Raw genomic sequence first — 14,314 nt, forward strand, 5'->3', positions numbered from 1 at the left:
CTGATCGGTTCGACGGGAACTGTTCGGTGCGAGTGAGAAAACGTTCGCCGACGACCGAGTTACTCGCTCGCGAGCCGCGGCACCGCGCCTTCGATGCGCTCGAGGACCGCGGTGCCGTAGGCGACGTCCGACGCCGGCGTCTCCGGGGCGTCGAGATACGCCGAGACGACCTCGTGGACGTTCGTGACTTGCTCGCGAGTGAACGTTCTCCCGTCGGATTCAATGGTTTCGACGACCTCGAGCGCCCAGTCGGGCGGAGCGGCGTCGTCGTCGAGGGCGTCGTCGACGCGGCGTGCCACCACGTCGTGGACGACCCACTGTTCGTCTCGGGAAAGATCGACTTCGTACGTCTCGGTTGTCGGTGGCGAGGAACTCATTTCGATATCAGGACCGGTTTCGCCGGCCCACGGGCGACGATACGAACGGGGGGACCATAAACCTTGGTAGCGTATGACACACATTGAGAGTTCGATATTTAGTTCGCCGCCGGAAACGATAGTGACTCGAGCGCGGACGCGTCGACGGGCGACGAACGGTTACTGCGTATCGCGACGCATCGCGATCTCGAACCACGGACAGAGCCGGAGCTGGCGGTACCACTCCGGGTTCGAGTGCAGCCGGTCGTAGGGGGCCCACAGCAGCCCCGCGACCTCCTCCGGGTCCGGGTCGAGCGACGGGTCGGAGACGGTCAATTTCAACACCGAACAGACCTCGTGCTCGACGCCCTCGTTCTCGAAGTAGCGCTTGTACTCGAACCGGTCGGTCACGCGGAGGTCGTCGTACTGCGAGGGCGCGATTCCGAGTTCCTCCTCGAGTCGCTGTCTGGTTGCTTCCTCCTGGCTCTGTCCGTCGGTGGGATGAGAGGCGACGGTGCCGTCCCAGTAGGTCCCCCAGAGCCGTTTTTCCGGCGCACGCTGGGCCAGCAGAACGTTGTCGTCTCGGTCGAACACGAGCGAGGTGAACGCCCGGTGGCGGATTCCCTCGCCAGTGTGGGCCTCGAGGCGGTTGACGAGTCCCTGTTCGGTGTCGGTCGCGTCGACGGCGATAACGTCCTGTCCGGCGTTTTCGTGGCGGTCGTCGCCCGTATCCATACTGCCACAATCGAAACGGGTACTCAAACCACTACCGGCTCGCGTCGACCGATCGCGTCCCTCGAGGGGGTTCGACACTCCTACCGACGATTCGTCGACCGCCACCGATCGGTATCCCCAAGTGCGGACCCCGTAATCTCGAAGACGAATGGACCGGCGACGGAGACTTGCGCTCGGAATCGTCCTCTCGCTCGCGTTGCTCGGGCTCTGTGTCCACCACGGAGCCGCCTACGACGACGCCTGGCCGCATCCGACCGGCGACCAGCTCGCCGCGGACGGGAGCGAGTACGATGGCGAGGGCGTCCTCCTGTTCGGGGACGTCCGAGCGGTCGAGGAAGACGGTATCTCTATCCACGTAACCGATGATAGCGGCGACGTCGCCGCCGACCTCGAGGTGCGAGGCGTCGACACCACCGGCATCGAGCCGGGCGGTGTCGTGCAGGTCTACGGGACTCTCGAGTTCGACGGCGCGGACGCACGCGACGGGACCGTGATGGCAGAGAAGGTGGTCGTCGTTAATGCGAGTCCGCGCGCCAGCGTGTACAAGTACGCTGCTTCGGCTCTTGGGGGCCTGTTTGCCGCCGGATTCTTCCTGCGACACTGGCGGATCGATAGCCGAAACCTGCGGTTCGTCCCCCGGGGCGACACCCAATCGGAGGTGTCCGAGCGTGGCTGATCTCCTCTCGCACGTCCTGGTCGCCTACGCGCTGGGGACCGTCGCGGGGTGGCGACTCGAGTGGCTCTCCAGTCGGTGGATCGCAGTGGCGATGGTCGGTGCGGTGGTGCCCGACCTGAATCGCATCGGACTGCTCGTGGGCGAGCCGACCGTTGAAGCCGCGCTCGGAACGCCCTTCTCCTTCGGCGCGATCCAGACGCTCGGCGGGGTCATCGTCCTCGCCGGAATCGGAACGCTCTGCTTCGAAACCCACCGATTCCGGGCGTACGGGTTGCTTCTGGCCGGCGGGCTCTCGCACCTGCTGTTCGACGCGATCAAACGCTACGCCGACGGCGAGGCGGGGGCGTGGCTGTTTCCCCTGACGTGGGCTCGCCACCCGACGCCAAACCTGTACGTCTCGTCGGAGCCTGCGGTCTTGCTCGTCGCCCTCTCTCTGGCAGTCTGCGTCTGGGCACTCGATCGACGGTGGGTCGACGAATCGTCCTGACGAGCGTCCGAGCCGGCCTGTTTTCAAGGAGTGCCGCGAGTCAGTCTCTTCAACTATATCGAGTATCGCGTTCTATGACGGTCTTTACGCACCGACAGTCAGGTCCAATACGCAGAGGGCAAACTCTTTGTGAGCGTCGCTGGTTTGACTCGATGTAGACGTGGTGGGTATGATTAGACGACGTAGTCGCCCACCGAGGTACCACCGTAGCCGTTTCCCACTATGATCGACGACGCACTCGAGAACTCGCGGATCGTCCGGTTCCTCGGACGGTGTCGCACCGCCGCCAGCGCCGTCCTCGAGCCGTTTCGCCGCGCGGGCAATCGCCTCGCTCGATACGTGAAAGCCTCGGTCGTGTACCGATGGCTGACGAAAGAACCCGAGCCGGACGTCATCGTGATCGACCTCCGCGAGACCTACACGATCGGCCCGTTCGTTCGCCTGTTCGATCGACTGCTGTCGGGCCTTGCGGACAGTTACGAACGCTCGAGAACGCGGGCCGCAGTCGAGGGCGTAGCGGAAGTGTGGCAAGCTCGACCGTTGAAAGTCGTCGGTCTCGCGGGAATCGTGTTCGTCGTCGTCTCGGCGCTCGCCGCGGTCGGCTCGGGTTCGCTGACGACGGGACGAGCAGCGGCGCTGGCGGTTCTGGGCGCACTCGCAGCGCTCGGAGTTCGGTCGACGCGCACGCTCGAGGGAGTCCTCGAAACTCGCCTCGGCCGGGCGCTCGTCGCCGCGTTCGAACCGCCGGAACCGCCGGCGTCGGCGAACGACCTGTCTGACGATCGGTCGGAGGGGGTCGACGACCGAGATCGTGCGCTCGAGGACGCCGACACCTGAACGGGCGGCCCCGGTGCAGGTGATGAGGATCGAACCACACCATTAACTCGCGGCCGATAGTAGCTGGCCTCGATGAAAGCTGTGGTTCTCGCCGCCGGCGAGGGAACGCGAATGCGTCCGCTGACCGCAACCGTCCCCAAACCGATGCTTCCCGTCGCAGATCGGCCGCTGGTCGCTCACACCCTCGATGCCGCCATCGACGCCGGCGTCGACGAATTCGTTCTCGTGGTCGGCTACGAGTCCGACGCGGTGGTCGAGCACTTCGGAGAGAGCCGTCGCGGAGTCCCGATCAACTACGCGACCCAGACCGAGCGCGCGGGAACGGCAGACGCCGTCGCGACCGCTCGAGAGTACCTCGACGGCCCGTTCGCCGTCCTCAACGGCGACAATCTATACGACTCGGCGGCGATCGGCCAGCTTCTCGAGTCCGGGCCCGCGATCGGAGCGATCGAGGTGGCCAATCCGTCGAACTACGGCGTCCTCGAGACCGCGGGCGAGCGCGTCGAGAGCATCGTCGAAAAGCCAGCGAAGCCGCCGACGAACCTGGCGAACGCCGGCGCGTACGTCTTCCCCGAGGAAGCCGCGGGCTGGCTCGAGGTCCCCGAGAGCGAACGCGGCGAACACGAGATCACGGACGTCCTCGCGAAGACCGTCGACGAATACGCGGTGACGCCCGTGGTCATGGACCGCTGGATGGACGTCGGCCGCCCGTGGGAACTGCTCGAGGCCAACGAGTGGAAACTCGGCGAACGGGACCGACGACTCGCGGGAGACGTGAGCGACGACGCGAAGATCACCGGCGACGTCGTCGTCGAGGAGGGCGCGACCGTCGAATCGGGCGTCGTCATCGAGGGGCCGGCGACGATCCGAGCCGGCGCGTCCGTCGGTCCCAACGCCTACGTCCGCGGCGCGACGCTGATCGGCGAGGAGGCCTCCGTCGGCCACGCCGTCGAGATCAAAAACAGCGTTCTCATGGCGGGCGCGACGGTCGGACACCTCTCGTACGTCGGCGACAGCGTCCTCGGACGAGACGTCAACTTCGGGGCCGGAACGACCGTCGCGAACCTCCGCCACGACGACGAGCCGGTCGAGTTCACGGTCAAGGGCAAACGCGTCTCGACGGAGCGACGGAAGTTCGGTGTCGTGCTCGCCGACGGCGTCAAAACGGGGATCAACACCAGCCTGTATCCCGGCGTCAAACTGTCCCAAAACGCGACCACGACACCCGGCGAGGTCGTCGAACGGGACCGCTGAGGATCGAAGAACTCAGAACGGGAACAGCGAGTCAGCGTTCGGATCGCGCTCGAGCAGTTCGATCTCGTGGCCGTCCTGATCTTTGGTGAACGCGTACATGTTGTCGTTGCTCTCCGGATCTCGGTAGTCGGCCGCCTCTCGAGTCTGTAATTGCTCCCAGTCCTCGACGAGGTCGTCGACTTCGACACAGAGGTGCCCCCAGGCGTCGCCCAGCTCGTAGCTCCGGCCGTCGTAGTTGTAGGTGAGTTCGACCGACATCGCCTCTTCGGCGGCGTCCTCGGGTTTCACGAAGTAGTTCGCGAAGGTATCGGACTCCCAGCGGCCGGTGTGTTCGTACTCGAACTTCCGAGTCCAGAAGCCGATCGCCTCGTCGGCGTCCTCGACGCGAATCATGGTGTGATCGAGCGACCACTTCGCGCCGTGGTCGCGCTTGACGATCTCTATCTCGTGGCCGTCGGGGTCCTTGACGAACGCGTAGCGCCCGTCGCAGGATTCGGGGTCGCGGTAGTCTTCGACGCCCTCGTCCATCAGTTGCTGGTAGGACGACTCGAGTTCGTCCTCGGGGACGCGAACGGCGATGTGGCCCCACGCGTCGCCGACCTCGAGGTCGTCGTCGCCCTCGTTGTGGGTCAACTCGAGCATCGCACCCTCCTCGTGCATCTCCTCGGGCCCGAGGTAGACGATGGTGAAGCCGTCGCCCTCGTGGCGGTCTTTCTCCTCGTAGCCGAAGTGGGTCTGGTACCACTCGAGGGAGTCGTCCAGATCTGCGACTCGCAGCATCACGTGATCGAGCGTTCCGTCCATGGACGGGTCTACGATCGGTAATTCTAAAAGCGTGGCGAAGCCGGTAGTCCCTCGGTCTGCGGACCGGTCGTTCGAAGTGGATCTCGAGCGAGAAAGCGACGAAATGCCTTACTCCGTCGAGTCGGTCGTGGATTCTCGAGCGGAGACGGACTCTCGGTCTTCCTGTGGAACGTTCGAAACGACGGGCTCGACGCCGCGCCGCCTGGCGTCCAGTTCCGAAAGCGCGTAGACGAGGCCGACGAGCAGGACGAATCCGAGCGGCAGGAAGACAAGCGGCGGCACCTCGAGGAACCCGTACAGCAGGTAACAGACGACGACCACGGCCATCACGGTCCCGGCGTAGTAAAACTGGGTCCGAACGTGATCGATCAGGTCCGCGCCGGTGAACGTCGAGGAGAGCACCGACGTATCGGAGATCGGCGAGGTGTGATCACCGAAGATCGCACCGGAGAAGACGGCACCGACGACGACGGGCATGGGTTCGAACGTCCCCGTCATCTCGAAGGCGACGGTGATCGCGATGGGCGTCACTATCGTCATGGTCGCCCACGACGACCCCATGGTGAACGCGACGAACGCGGACACGAACACGATGACGAGCGGAAGAAGTTCCGCGGGGATAGACGACCCGACGACGCCGGCGACGAAATCGCCGGTTCCCAGCGCGTCAGTCGTCGAACTGATCCCCCACGCCAGGACGAGGATCGTCACTGCGGTCAACATGAGTCGGAAGCCGTCGAGCACAGTCTCCACGCCCTCGCTGAGATCGAAGAGGTCGTAGGCGATGCCGATCGCGATCGCGGTGGCGACCATCGCGAACGAGCCCCAGATCAGCGAACTGGTGAAGTTCCCCGAACCGACGATATCGACGAGCACCTGCACCGTTCCGGTTTCGTCTGCGGCGGCACCGAACGCCGTCGGCGCGCCTGCCTCCGCCTGAGCGGAGAGCCACGACTGGTGTCCGGTCCAGACCGCGCCGGCCAGCGTGACCGCGAGGAGGACGGCGACCGGCCCGAAGAACGTCCGAAGCATCGGTTTGTCCTCGATCGGTTCGCCGAGGTCCTTCTCGACTTCCTGCAGGGGTTGTGCGTCGTCGCGGTTTACCTTCCCGGAGGACCACGCGCGGTGTTCCGCGGTCAGCATCTCGCCGTAGTCTCGCCCCGTGTAGACGATGATCCCGACCATCACGATCGCGAGTAGCGAGTAGGTGTTGAACGGAATCGAGCTGACGAACGTCTCGAACGCGGTCGGCGTCTCCGAGACGCCGTCGAGACCGTTGTACGCGTCGGCGATCAGCGAGAGCTGGAACGCGACCCAGCTCGAGAGCCCGATCGTCGCCACGGGCGCGGATGTCGAGTCGACGATGTATGAGAGCTTCTCGCGGGAGATCCGGAGCTGATCGGAGAGCTCGCGCATGGTGCTGCCGACGATCGCCGTGTTCGCGTAGTCGTCGAAAAAGAGCAACATACCCAACAGCCACGTCGTCAGCCCAACGTTTCGACGGGTCTGGAGGTTCGCCGTCGCCCACCGTCGAACGGCGGTCGCGCCCCCGAGTCGCCAGATGAGCGCGACCCCCGAACCGAGCAGGAGCGTAAAGAGCAGGATTTCGACGTAGAACCCGTCGTCGGCGATGATCCCGCTCACGATCCAGTCGAACGTCTGTGCGATTCCCAGACTCTCGGTGTAGATGATCGCCCCGGACCAGATACCCAGGAACAACGAGAGCATCGGCCGCCGCGTCACGATCGCGAGGACGATGGCGAGCAGCGGCGGCAACACCGAGAGCGCACCGAACTCAGGCATGCTCGGAAAACGAACCTGTCGCGGATATATCTCTCGGATTCGAAAAAACGGAACCCGAACGCCGTCGCTATCGTCGGAGGATCAACTTGAGCACGTCCTCGTCCTCGAGGACGTGCTGGTCGCCGACCTGCTGTTCGTCGTGGGTCGCGCTCGGCCCCGAGACGCGGGCGAACCGGAACCGCTCTTGCATCTCGCCGCCGAGTTTGTCGACCGCCTCCTCGATGGTCGACCCGCGCTCTAACATCAGCGGTTCCTCGTAGTCGACGCCACGACCCGGCTTGTCCATGTAGACCCGGATGAGGTCGAGGTTCTCCCAGAGGCGGTCTTTGAGCGCCTCGAGGCCCTTTTCCTCCTCGGCGCTGATGAACGTGACCTCCTCGGGGTCGAGCCCGCGCTCTCTGAGCTGCTCGTCGACGGTCTCCTTGTAGTCGGGTTCGATCAGGTCGACTTTGTTCACGCAGGTGATCGACGGGATGTACTCGCGGTTTTCCATCAGACCGTCGATCAGCCGATCGATGTCGACCTTCTCGCCGAGGTTCACGTCGGCGTTGACGTAGCCGTGCTCGCGGAGTACGTCCGAGATCGTCTCCTCGTCTAAGTCCTGATCCGCGCTCGAGGTAATCTTGATGCCGTCTTTGATCTTCGGACGCACGGTGACCCGCGGCGGCGTCTTGTCGACTCGAATGTTGATGTCGTAGAGCTCCTCCTGGAGTCGATCGTACTGTTCGATCTCGAACACCGAGAGGACGAAGAGGATGAGATCGGCGTTTCGGACGACCGAGAGGACCTGCTTGCCGTCGCCCTTGCCGGTCGCCGCGCCCTGAATCAGCCCGGGAACGTCGAGCAACTGTATGTTCGCACCGCGGTGTTTGCACATGCCGGGGTTGACGTCGAGCGTCGTGAACTCGTAGGAGCCGGTCTCGCTGTCGGCGTTCGTCAGCGAGTTCAAAAGCGAGGATTTGCCGACGCTCGGAAACCCGACGAGCGCGACCGTCGCGTCCCCGGTCTTTTCGACGTCATAACCGGTGCCGCCGCCGGCCGAGGACTGATTCTGCAGTTTCTCCTTTTTCTCCGCGAGCTTCGATTTCAGCCGGCCGATGTGGGCCTCCGTCGACTTGTTGTAGGGCGTGCTGGCGATCTCTTCTTCGATCTCCTCGATCTCCTCCTCGAGCCCCATGTACCTACACGCAACCGTTCGTCTGGAAAAACCCTTTCCATGCGACCCGATCGAACCGGATTCGCGCTCTTCATCTCGAGGACCGGTCGTTGCGTGGAGCGTATTATACCTACTGGCCGGTGGATTTTCTACGAACCCTGTACCGCGTTCCTATGCTCGTCTAAGCTCCTGAAGCTCCCTATTACCAATACAAATTTGATTCCGACACACATAAACCACGGGGCTGGCACAGTCGGAGTGTACAAATGTCGGGACCGTCGCAACTGCGTGATAGCACCCAGATCGTTCTTCAGCAGGAGGTGCTCCGGGAACTCGAGACGCAGTTAGACGACGAGTTCACCGTCACGATCTTCGACGAGAGCGAGGAGTACTGTCGGATCATCGGGAGCCCCGTCGAGATCAAGGCGGCCAGCGACTTCCTCGCCCGCCGCGGGGTCACTATCGCGTGATCCCGGCGGAACGCTCGGTTCCCATCGTCGCTATCGCTCCGGATGGATCGGGCCGTCGAAGCCGCCCCGAACCAGCGGTTTCGCGATGTGCCGGCGCGCACACGGCGGGACCTCGTACCAGCCGACCTCGAGGTCGCGCTCGAGCGGAACTTCGGATTTTCCCGGCGCAGTCGTCCCGCAGTCACGGCATCGATACCCCTGATCGCTGCCGGCGCTTTCCATCGTCCGACCGCACTCGAGACACGTCGGCGTGACGAGTTCGGTCTCTACGAGGTCGCGAACCGCCAGCTTCTCGAGTTTGAGCGTCCCGCGCGCGAGTTCCCCGCAGACGGTGAGCCGATCGCCGACGCGGAGTTCGCGGACCCGGTCGCGGAATCGCTTGGTCGGCTCGAACGCCGCGCACTCGAGGCGGTCGGGTTCGGATTCTACTGCCCGCCTATCGCCGTCTGTGTCTCGGTCCGCGTGATCCTCGAGCGACTCGATCGCGAAGAAGACGTGGCCGCCGCGTCGGGTTTCGGGGGCCGAGACGACCCGCCCGTCGAGGCGATAGGACCAGCCGTCGCGAGCCGCCGAGATCGTCCCCTCACGGAGATGTGCGTCGGTCCCCTGATTCGTCCGGAAGCGCTGGCTCGAGGCCACCGGTTCGCTGTCGATCGCGGCCGCGACGCGTTCGACCGCCTCCGGGTCGTCGCCCCTGATTCCGTGGAGAATCGGACCCGGCGTGTGCGGAACGCAGACGGCTTCGCCTTCGACGCGGTCGACGGTGTCCCAGACGTCGGGGTACTCCTCCTCGGCTGCGGCGAAGACGCTTTCGCGGTCGACCTCGCGGGACGTCCCCCACCGCTCGGGTTCGCGGTAGCTGATGTACTCGTCTGTCCACTCCTCGAGCGCCCGCCAGCTGCCGATCGCCGCCAGCGCGCCGATCCGGCCGCGGCCGTTGCCCGCGTGCCACGATCGGTAGCCGCGGGCGTCGATCAGGGATTCGGCCTCGTCGATCTCGAGGTGATCGCGAATCGCGTCGCGGGCGAACGAGCCGACCGGGTGGGGGATCGAGGCCGGGCCGTGGTCGGTGACGACCAGCCCCGGATTCGTTCGGTCGTCCGCCGTTTCCGACAGCGACTCGAGTGCGCCGCGTGCGATCTCGAACGCTCGGTCGGCGTCGCAGTCGGTGTGGACGGCGAGCGCGGCGTTCCCGCGGGTCTTGTACTCGACCGCGGGGTTGAGCCGAACGAGCAGCAGTCGCGACACCTCGTTCTCTGTACGCAACCGATCCGCTATCCTCGTCGCGACGTACGTGGTACACATCCCGCGCTCTCGAGAGTCGGTGTCGTCGAGCCCGACGATGGTCATTGGCCGTCGTTAGACGGCGAGTGGGTAACGCCTTTCGGAGCGATCTGCGGCCGTCGATCGCAGCGAAAACGAAGTCGAGAATCTCTCCGTTCGTACCGGCACGGAGGCTAACTCGTCAGTCGTCGGCGGTCGCGGCCCCGTTCGCGCCCTCGGAGTCGATTTCTGCCTCGATGCTCGGCGGGTACTTCCCGCGGTCGAGTTTGAGGTCGGAGGTCGGCCGAGCCATGCAGGTGAGCGCGTACGCCTCGGCTTCGGCCTCCGTGAGCCCGCGGGCCGCGGGTTGGGTGACCTCTCCCTCGACGATCTCCGCAGAACAGGCCAGACACATGCCGACGCGGCAGGAGTACTCTTGGGCGATCCCCTCCTCGAGACAGCGGCTGAGAATCGTCTCCTTGTCCGAGCAGGTGATCGTCTCGCCGGTGCCGACGAACTCGACGGTGTACTCTGTCATACCGCCTGCTACGAAAGACCACGCTAAAACTCTTTATTTAGGATCTGTCGTGTCACTACCGACACAAAGGCGATCGCCGACGGCCCGTTCGATCCGCATTTTGACCCGCCCGAACCAACGAATAACACGAAAAACGTTTTCTTACCTGGGTAACCACTCCTAGGTATGAGTACGCAGGAACAGTCGGCTGCAACCGCGACGACGGAGACGCGCTCGCCCGACGTGGTCGTCGTCGGTGCGGGGACCGCGGGCTGCTACGCGGCGGCAACGGTCGCACAGGCGGGCTACGAGGTCGTCATCCTCGAGCGGAAAACCGAGGAAGAGGCGGGCCACATCGCGTGTGGCGACGCGCTGAAGGGCGCAGATGCCTTCCCCGATGCGATCCCGAAATCCAAGCTCGAGCCGGCGTTTACGAATACCGGCGTCGACCACGGGCGCTTCGAAATCCCACAGGAAGACACCGTCCTCGAGATTCCGGTACCCGGCGAGCTGGCGGTCATCGACCGCTGGGAGTACGGCCGCCGAATCATCGAGGGCGCGGGCGACGCCGGCGTCGACTTCCACTACGATACGGTCGTCCAGAACGTGTTACAGGCCGACGACGGGCGGGTAACCGGCGTCGAGGCGATGTCCAAAGGCGACCCGCGCACCTACGAGGCCGACGTCGTCATCGACGGCGCGGGGTCGCTTTCGATCCTACAGGATCACGTCGACTTCTCGGAGTCGACGTACGACACGAACGTCAACTACTCGCAGTTCTGTTCGGCCTACCGGGAGATCGTCCACGTCGACGAGCCTGTCGAGTGGGACGACGCGCTCGTGTTCAAGCCGACCGAACGCGCGGCGGGCTACCTCTGGTACTTCCCGCGTACCGACACGGAGATCAACGCCGGCCTCGGCTTCCAGATGACCGAGGAGCCGATGGAACTGGTCGACGACCTGAAGCGAGACCTCGAGAACCGGGCCGAGTTCGAGGGTGCCGAAGTCGAGGACAAACTGGGAGCCGCGCTCCCGACCCGTCGGCCGTACGATTCGGCCGTCCACCCCGGATTCATGTCCGTCGGCGACGCCGCGGGTCACGTCAACCCGACCACCGGCGGCGGCATCGCCGGCGCGGCATACGCCGGCAGCTACGCCGCCGAGCAGGCGATCGAGGCCCTCGAGACCGGCGACTACAGCGAGGAGACGTTCTGGCGGTACAACGAACGCGTCATGGACCACTTCGGCGCGCGATACGCCGCCCTCGACGTGTACAACATCCTCTCCACCGCCGTCGACATCGACGACCTGATGGGACTGCTCGCGGCGATGCCCGGCGACAAACTCGCAGAGGCGCTGTACTCCGGCAGCGCGAACATCGGTCTCAAGCTCAAACTCGAGTCGCTGATCAAGAGCCGCGGCCATTGGGGAACGATCTGGAACCTCTACCAGACCAAACAGCGCGCCGACGAACTGCTGGCCCACTACGAGGACTACCCCTCGAGTCCCGACGGGTTCGAGGCCTGGCAGGCCGAACGCGACGAGTTGATGGAGCGCGTGTACGAAACGACCGGCGCGGATCCGAAGTACTGAGCCCGCAGGCGGTTTCTCTTCTTTCGAACACTTCGACCCTACGCTGTTAGGATGTGACCGCATTGCGATCGGTTGCCACGGTTGTGATATGGTTCGAAACCATACACGCCGACGGATGCTCTCGGGAGCAGGAGCCGCTAGCGTCGTCGCAATCGCAGGCTGTCTGGGCGGTGGCGAAGGATCCGAAAGCGATGGCTCCGGAGACGGATCGACCACCGACGACGGTGGAAACACGACTGACGACTCCGGTGACGAGGATGAGGAGAACGGATCGATGGAGGCGTCGGTCCGCGTCGCTCACCTCTCGCCGGACGCGCCGAACGTCGACGTCTCGGTCGACGGCGAGACGGTCCTCGAGGACGTTCCCTACCGGACCGTAAGCGAGTACCTCACGCTCGAGTCGGGGACCTACGAAGTGACGATCGCCGCCGCTGACGACCCCGACACTGTCGTCTTCGACGAGGAGCTCGAGATCGGCGCGAGCGCCTACACGGTGGCCGCGCTCGGCGAGCTCGCGGCGGAGAACCAGCCGTTCGAGGTTACGGTACTCGAAGACGATCGTTCGAGTCCCGGCGAAGACGCCTGCGTCCGCCTCGTACACGCGTCGCCGGACGCGCCGGCAGTCGACGTCACGGTCGGCGACGGCGAAACCGTCCTCTTCGAGGACGTCGGCTTCGGCGAGACCGCGACGGCCGATGTCGCGCCGGGCGAATACGCTCTCGAGGTTCGGCCCGCAACGTCGAACAACGACGGCGAGGTCGTCGGGACGTTCGACGTCGAACCGGCCGCCGGAAACGTCTACTCGGCGTTCGCGGTCGGCTACCTCGAGCCGTCAGATGCCCCGGTGGACGAAGCCTTCGACCTCGAGGTCGTGGTCGACGCCGAGGGAGAATACGTGGACGGCCACTGACGCTGCTCGAGTCTCGGTCGCTGCGTCAGCCGCTTCTGCCGTTCGTTCGATTCGCTGTGCCGACTGCCTACGGCCGCTCGTGTCCGATTCGTTCGATCGCGCCGGTCAACACGTCGATGCCGTGGCCGATGCTCTCCTCGTCGACGTCGAAGGTAGCCGTGTGGTGACCGCCGGGGTGGTCGGTACCGACGCCGACGTAGCAGGCCAGCCCGCCGTTTCGCTGGACTTCCCGCATCAGGAAGGTCGCGTCTTCGCTCCCGCCGAGTTCGTCTCGCTCGAGGATCGAGTCGACGCCCTTGACGCCGCCTGCGGCGTCGGCGACGATCGATACGAGTTCGTCGTCGCTGTGTGCGCTCGGCGCTTCGGCCCCCGTCTCGACCTCGAGTTCGCAGTCGTGCATCTCGGCCGCGGATCTGAGGACGTTTCGGGCCTTCTCGTCCATGTATCGCATCAGTTCGGTGGTCTCGCCTCTGACCTCTGCGACCAGTCTCGACTCCTCTGGGATCACGTTCGCAGCGCTCCCGCCCTCGATGACGCCCGCGTTGATTCGCGTCGCACCGCCGGCGTGGCGCGGGATTCCGTACAGGTTCTGGACGGCGGTCGCGAGCGCCTGATTCGCGTTTCGACCTTGTTCGGGGTGGCCGCCCGCGTGGGCCGATTCGCCAGTGAACGTCGCCTCGAGGTGGACGACGGCGAGGAACCCCTCGACGCCCGCGACGACCTCGCCGGTCGGGTGATCGAGGCCGACGTGCATCGCGAGCAGGTAGTCGACGTCGTCGATGTGCTCGCTCTTCGCCATCGACTTGCCGCCGCCGACGACCTCCTCTGCGGGCTGGAAGAATACCTTGAGCGTGCCCGAGAAGTCGCTCTCTCGAATCGCCTCGAGCACCCCGATTCCGATCGTGGCGTGGGCGTCGTGCCCGCAGGCGTGCATCGCCCCCTCGTGTTCGGACCGAAACCCTTCGGCGGCGGGAACGTGTGCCGGATCGTCGGATTCCGGCCGGGGCAACGCGTCGATGTCGACCCGAAGCCCGACCGTCGGCCCCGGACCTTGCTCGAGCACGGCGACGGCGCCCGTGTGCCCGCCCTCGAGCGACTCGAGGATCTCCTCGTCGACGTCGGAGGCCGCGGCCCGGTCGTACCACGCCGACAGTTCGTCCTCGTCGGGAAGGCCCATTCGGTGGTCGGCGGCGAGCGCGTCCGGACCGACGTGGAGGGCCGTCAGGTCGAGCTCTGAGAGGGTCTCGACCAGACGAGCAGTGGTGTAGAACTCGCACCACGCCGGTTCTGGTTTTCGATGCAGGTCACGACGGAGCGAAACGTGCGATCCGCTGGTCATGACTACATCTACTCGGGAACCGTCTAAACTGTGGCGACGCGCCGAAAAGCGAGAGAGGTTCCGGACGCGTGATCGGCTCGCCCCAACGACCGGAATCGAACTGAAATCGAAGCG

At 65.0% G+C, this 14,314-nt stretch carries 15 protein-coding genes; 7 read left to right on the top strand and 8 right to left on the bottom strand.

Translation table 11 applies throughout. The features are described 5' to 3' along the window. Window positions 1–59 precede the first annotated feature (59 nt). Both BM348_RS11485 and BM348_RS11490 read right to left on the bottom strand, forming a co-directional pair. Entirely contained in the window at window positions 60–377 is a 318-nt protein-coding gene (locus BM348_RS11485) for a DUF7853 family protein (RefSeq protein WP_092904953.1), read from the bottom strand. A gap of 159 nt (window positions 378–536) precedes the next feature. Continuing rightward, on the bottom strand, window positions 537–1,091 hold the full coding sequence (locus BM348_RS11490; RefSeq protein ID WP_092904954.1) for an NUDIX hydrolase: 555 nt from the start codon (window positions 1,089–1,091) through the stop codon (window positions 537–539). A 148-nt stretch (window positions 1,092–1,239) separates the two neighbouring features. Between BM348_RS11490 and BM348_RS11495 the strand changes: the two genes are divergently transcribed. From BM348_RS11495 to glmU, 4 genes are all read left to right on the top strand, one after another. Continuing rightward, window positions 1,240–1,767, top strand: coding sequence for a hypothetical protein (locus BM348_RS11495; RefSeq protein WP_092904955.1), 528 nt, complete (start codon window positions 1,240–1,242; stop codon window positions 1,765–1,767). Next, entirely contained in the window at window positions 1,760–2,254 is a 495-nt protein-coding gene (locus tag BM348_RS11500) for a metal-dependent hydrolase (RefSeq protein WP_092904956.1), read from the top strand. The genes BM348_RS11495 and BM348_RS11500 overlap by 8 nt, the downstream gene beginning before the upstream one ends. 222 nt (window positions 2,255–2,476) lie before the next feature. Next, window positions 2,477–3,091 carry a hypothetical protein gene (locus tag BM348_RS11505; protein WP_092904957.1) on the top strand — a complete coding sequence of 205 codons (615 nt, stop codon included), beginning with the start codon at window positions 2,477–2,479 and terminating at the stop codon, window positions 3,089–3,091. Between the two features lie 72 nt (window positions 3,092–3,163). Further along, window positions 3,164–4,345, top strand: a complete 1,182-nt coding sequence (glmU, locus tag BM348_RS11510; protein WP_092904958.1) for a bifunctional sugar-1-phosphate nucleotidylyltransferase/acetyltransferase — start codon at window positions 3,164–3,166, stop codon at window positions 4,343–4,345. Window positions 4,346–4,357: 12 nt separating this feature from the next. Here glmU and BM348_RS11515 read toward each other — a convergent pair whose 3' ends face one another. From BM348_RS11515 to BM348_RS11525, 3 genes are all read right to left on the bottom strand, one after another. Then, window positions 4,358–5,149: a VOC family protein gene (locus tag BM348_RS11515; RefSeq protein WP_092904959.1), complete on the bottom strand. Its 792-nt coding sequence runs from the start codon at window positions 5,147–5,149 to the stop codon at window positions 4,358–4,360. A 108-nt stretch (window positions 5,150–5,257) separates the two neighbouring features. After that, a complete protein-coding gene (locus tag BM348_RS11520; RefSeq protein WP_092904960.1) occupies window positions 5,258–6,952 on the bottom strand; it encodes a Na+/H+ antiporter NhaC family protein in 1,695 nt (564 codons plus the stop codon). Window positions 6,953–7,019: 67 nt separating this feature from the next. After that, the gene (locus BM348_RS11525) at window positions 7,020–8,129 is read right to left on the bottom strand and encodes an OBG GTPase family GTP-binding protein (RefSeq protein ID WP_092904961.1); all 1,110 of its coding nucleotides are present in this window, start codon (window positions 8,127–8,129) and stop codon (window positions 7,020–7,022) included. Window positions 8,130–8,374: 245 nt separating this feature from the next. Here BM348_RS11525 and BM348_RS11530 point away from each other — a divergent pair, with 245 nt between their 5' ends. After that, complete coding sequence (locus BM348_RS11530; protein WP_092904962.1) at window positions 8,375–8,578, top strand: VNG_1110C family protein; 204 nt, start codon at window positions 8,375–8,377, stop codon at window positions 8,576–8,578. A 30-nt stretch (window positions 8,579–8,608) separates the two neighbouring features. On the opposite strand, the gene BM348_RS11535 is transcribed toward BM348_RS11530, so the two are convergent. Next, complete coding sequence (locus tag BM348_RS11535; RefSeq protein ID WP_092904963.1) at window positions 8,609–9,928, bottom strand: tRNA(Ile)(2)-agmatinylcytidine synthase; 1,320 nt, start codon at window positions 9,926–9,928, stop codon at window positions 8,609–8,611. A gap of 115 nt (window positions 9,929–10,043) precedes the next feature. Next, window positions 10,044–10,379: a 2Fe-2S iron-sulfur cluster-binding protein gene (locus tag BM348_RS11540; protein WP_092904964.1), complete on the bottom strand. Its 336-nt coding sequence runs from the start codon at window positions 10,377–10,379 to the stop codon at window positions 10,044–10,046. A gap of 165 nt (window positions 10,380–10,544) precedes the next feature. Between BM348_RS11540 and BM348_RS11545 the strand changes: the two genes are divergently transcribed. Together BM348_RS11545 and BM348_RS11550 are read left to right on the top strand one after the other, a co-directional pair. Further along, complete coding sequence (locus BM348_RS11545; RefSeq protein ID WP_092904965.1) at window positions 10,545–11,951, top strand: geranylgeranyl reductase family protein; 1,407 nt, start codon at window positions 10,545–10,547, stop codon at window positions 11,949–11,951. A 115-nt stretch (window positions 11,952–12,066) separates the two neighbouring features. After that, window positions 12,067–12,861: a DUF4397 domain-containing protein gene (locus BM348_RS11550; protein ID WP_342714168.1), complete on the top strand. Its 795-nt coding sequence runs from the start codon at window positions 12,067–12,069 to the stop codon at window positions 12,859–12,861. Between the two features lie 67 nt (window positions 12,862–12,928). Here BM348_RS11550 and BM348_RS11555 read toward each other — a convergent pair whose 3' ends face one another. Beyond that, window positions 12,929–14,200 (bottom strand): amidohydrolase, encoded by a 1,272-nt coding sequence (locus tag BM348_RS11555; protein ID WP_092904967.1) that lies wholly within the window; start codon window positions 14,198–14,200, stop codon window positions 12,929–12,931. Between the last annotated feature and the right edge of the window lie 114 nt (window positions 14,201–14,314).

Origin of the sequence: Halostagnicola kamekurae (genome assembly GCF_900116205.1) — an archaeon.
Classification (GTDB): Archaea; Halobacteriota; Halobacteria; order Halobacteriales; family Natrialbaceae; genus Halostagnicola; species Halostagnicola kamekurae.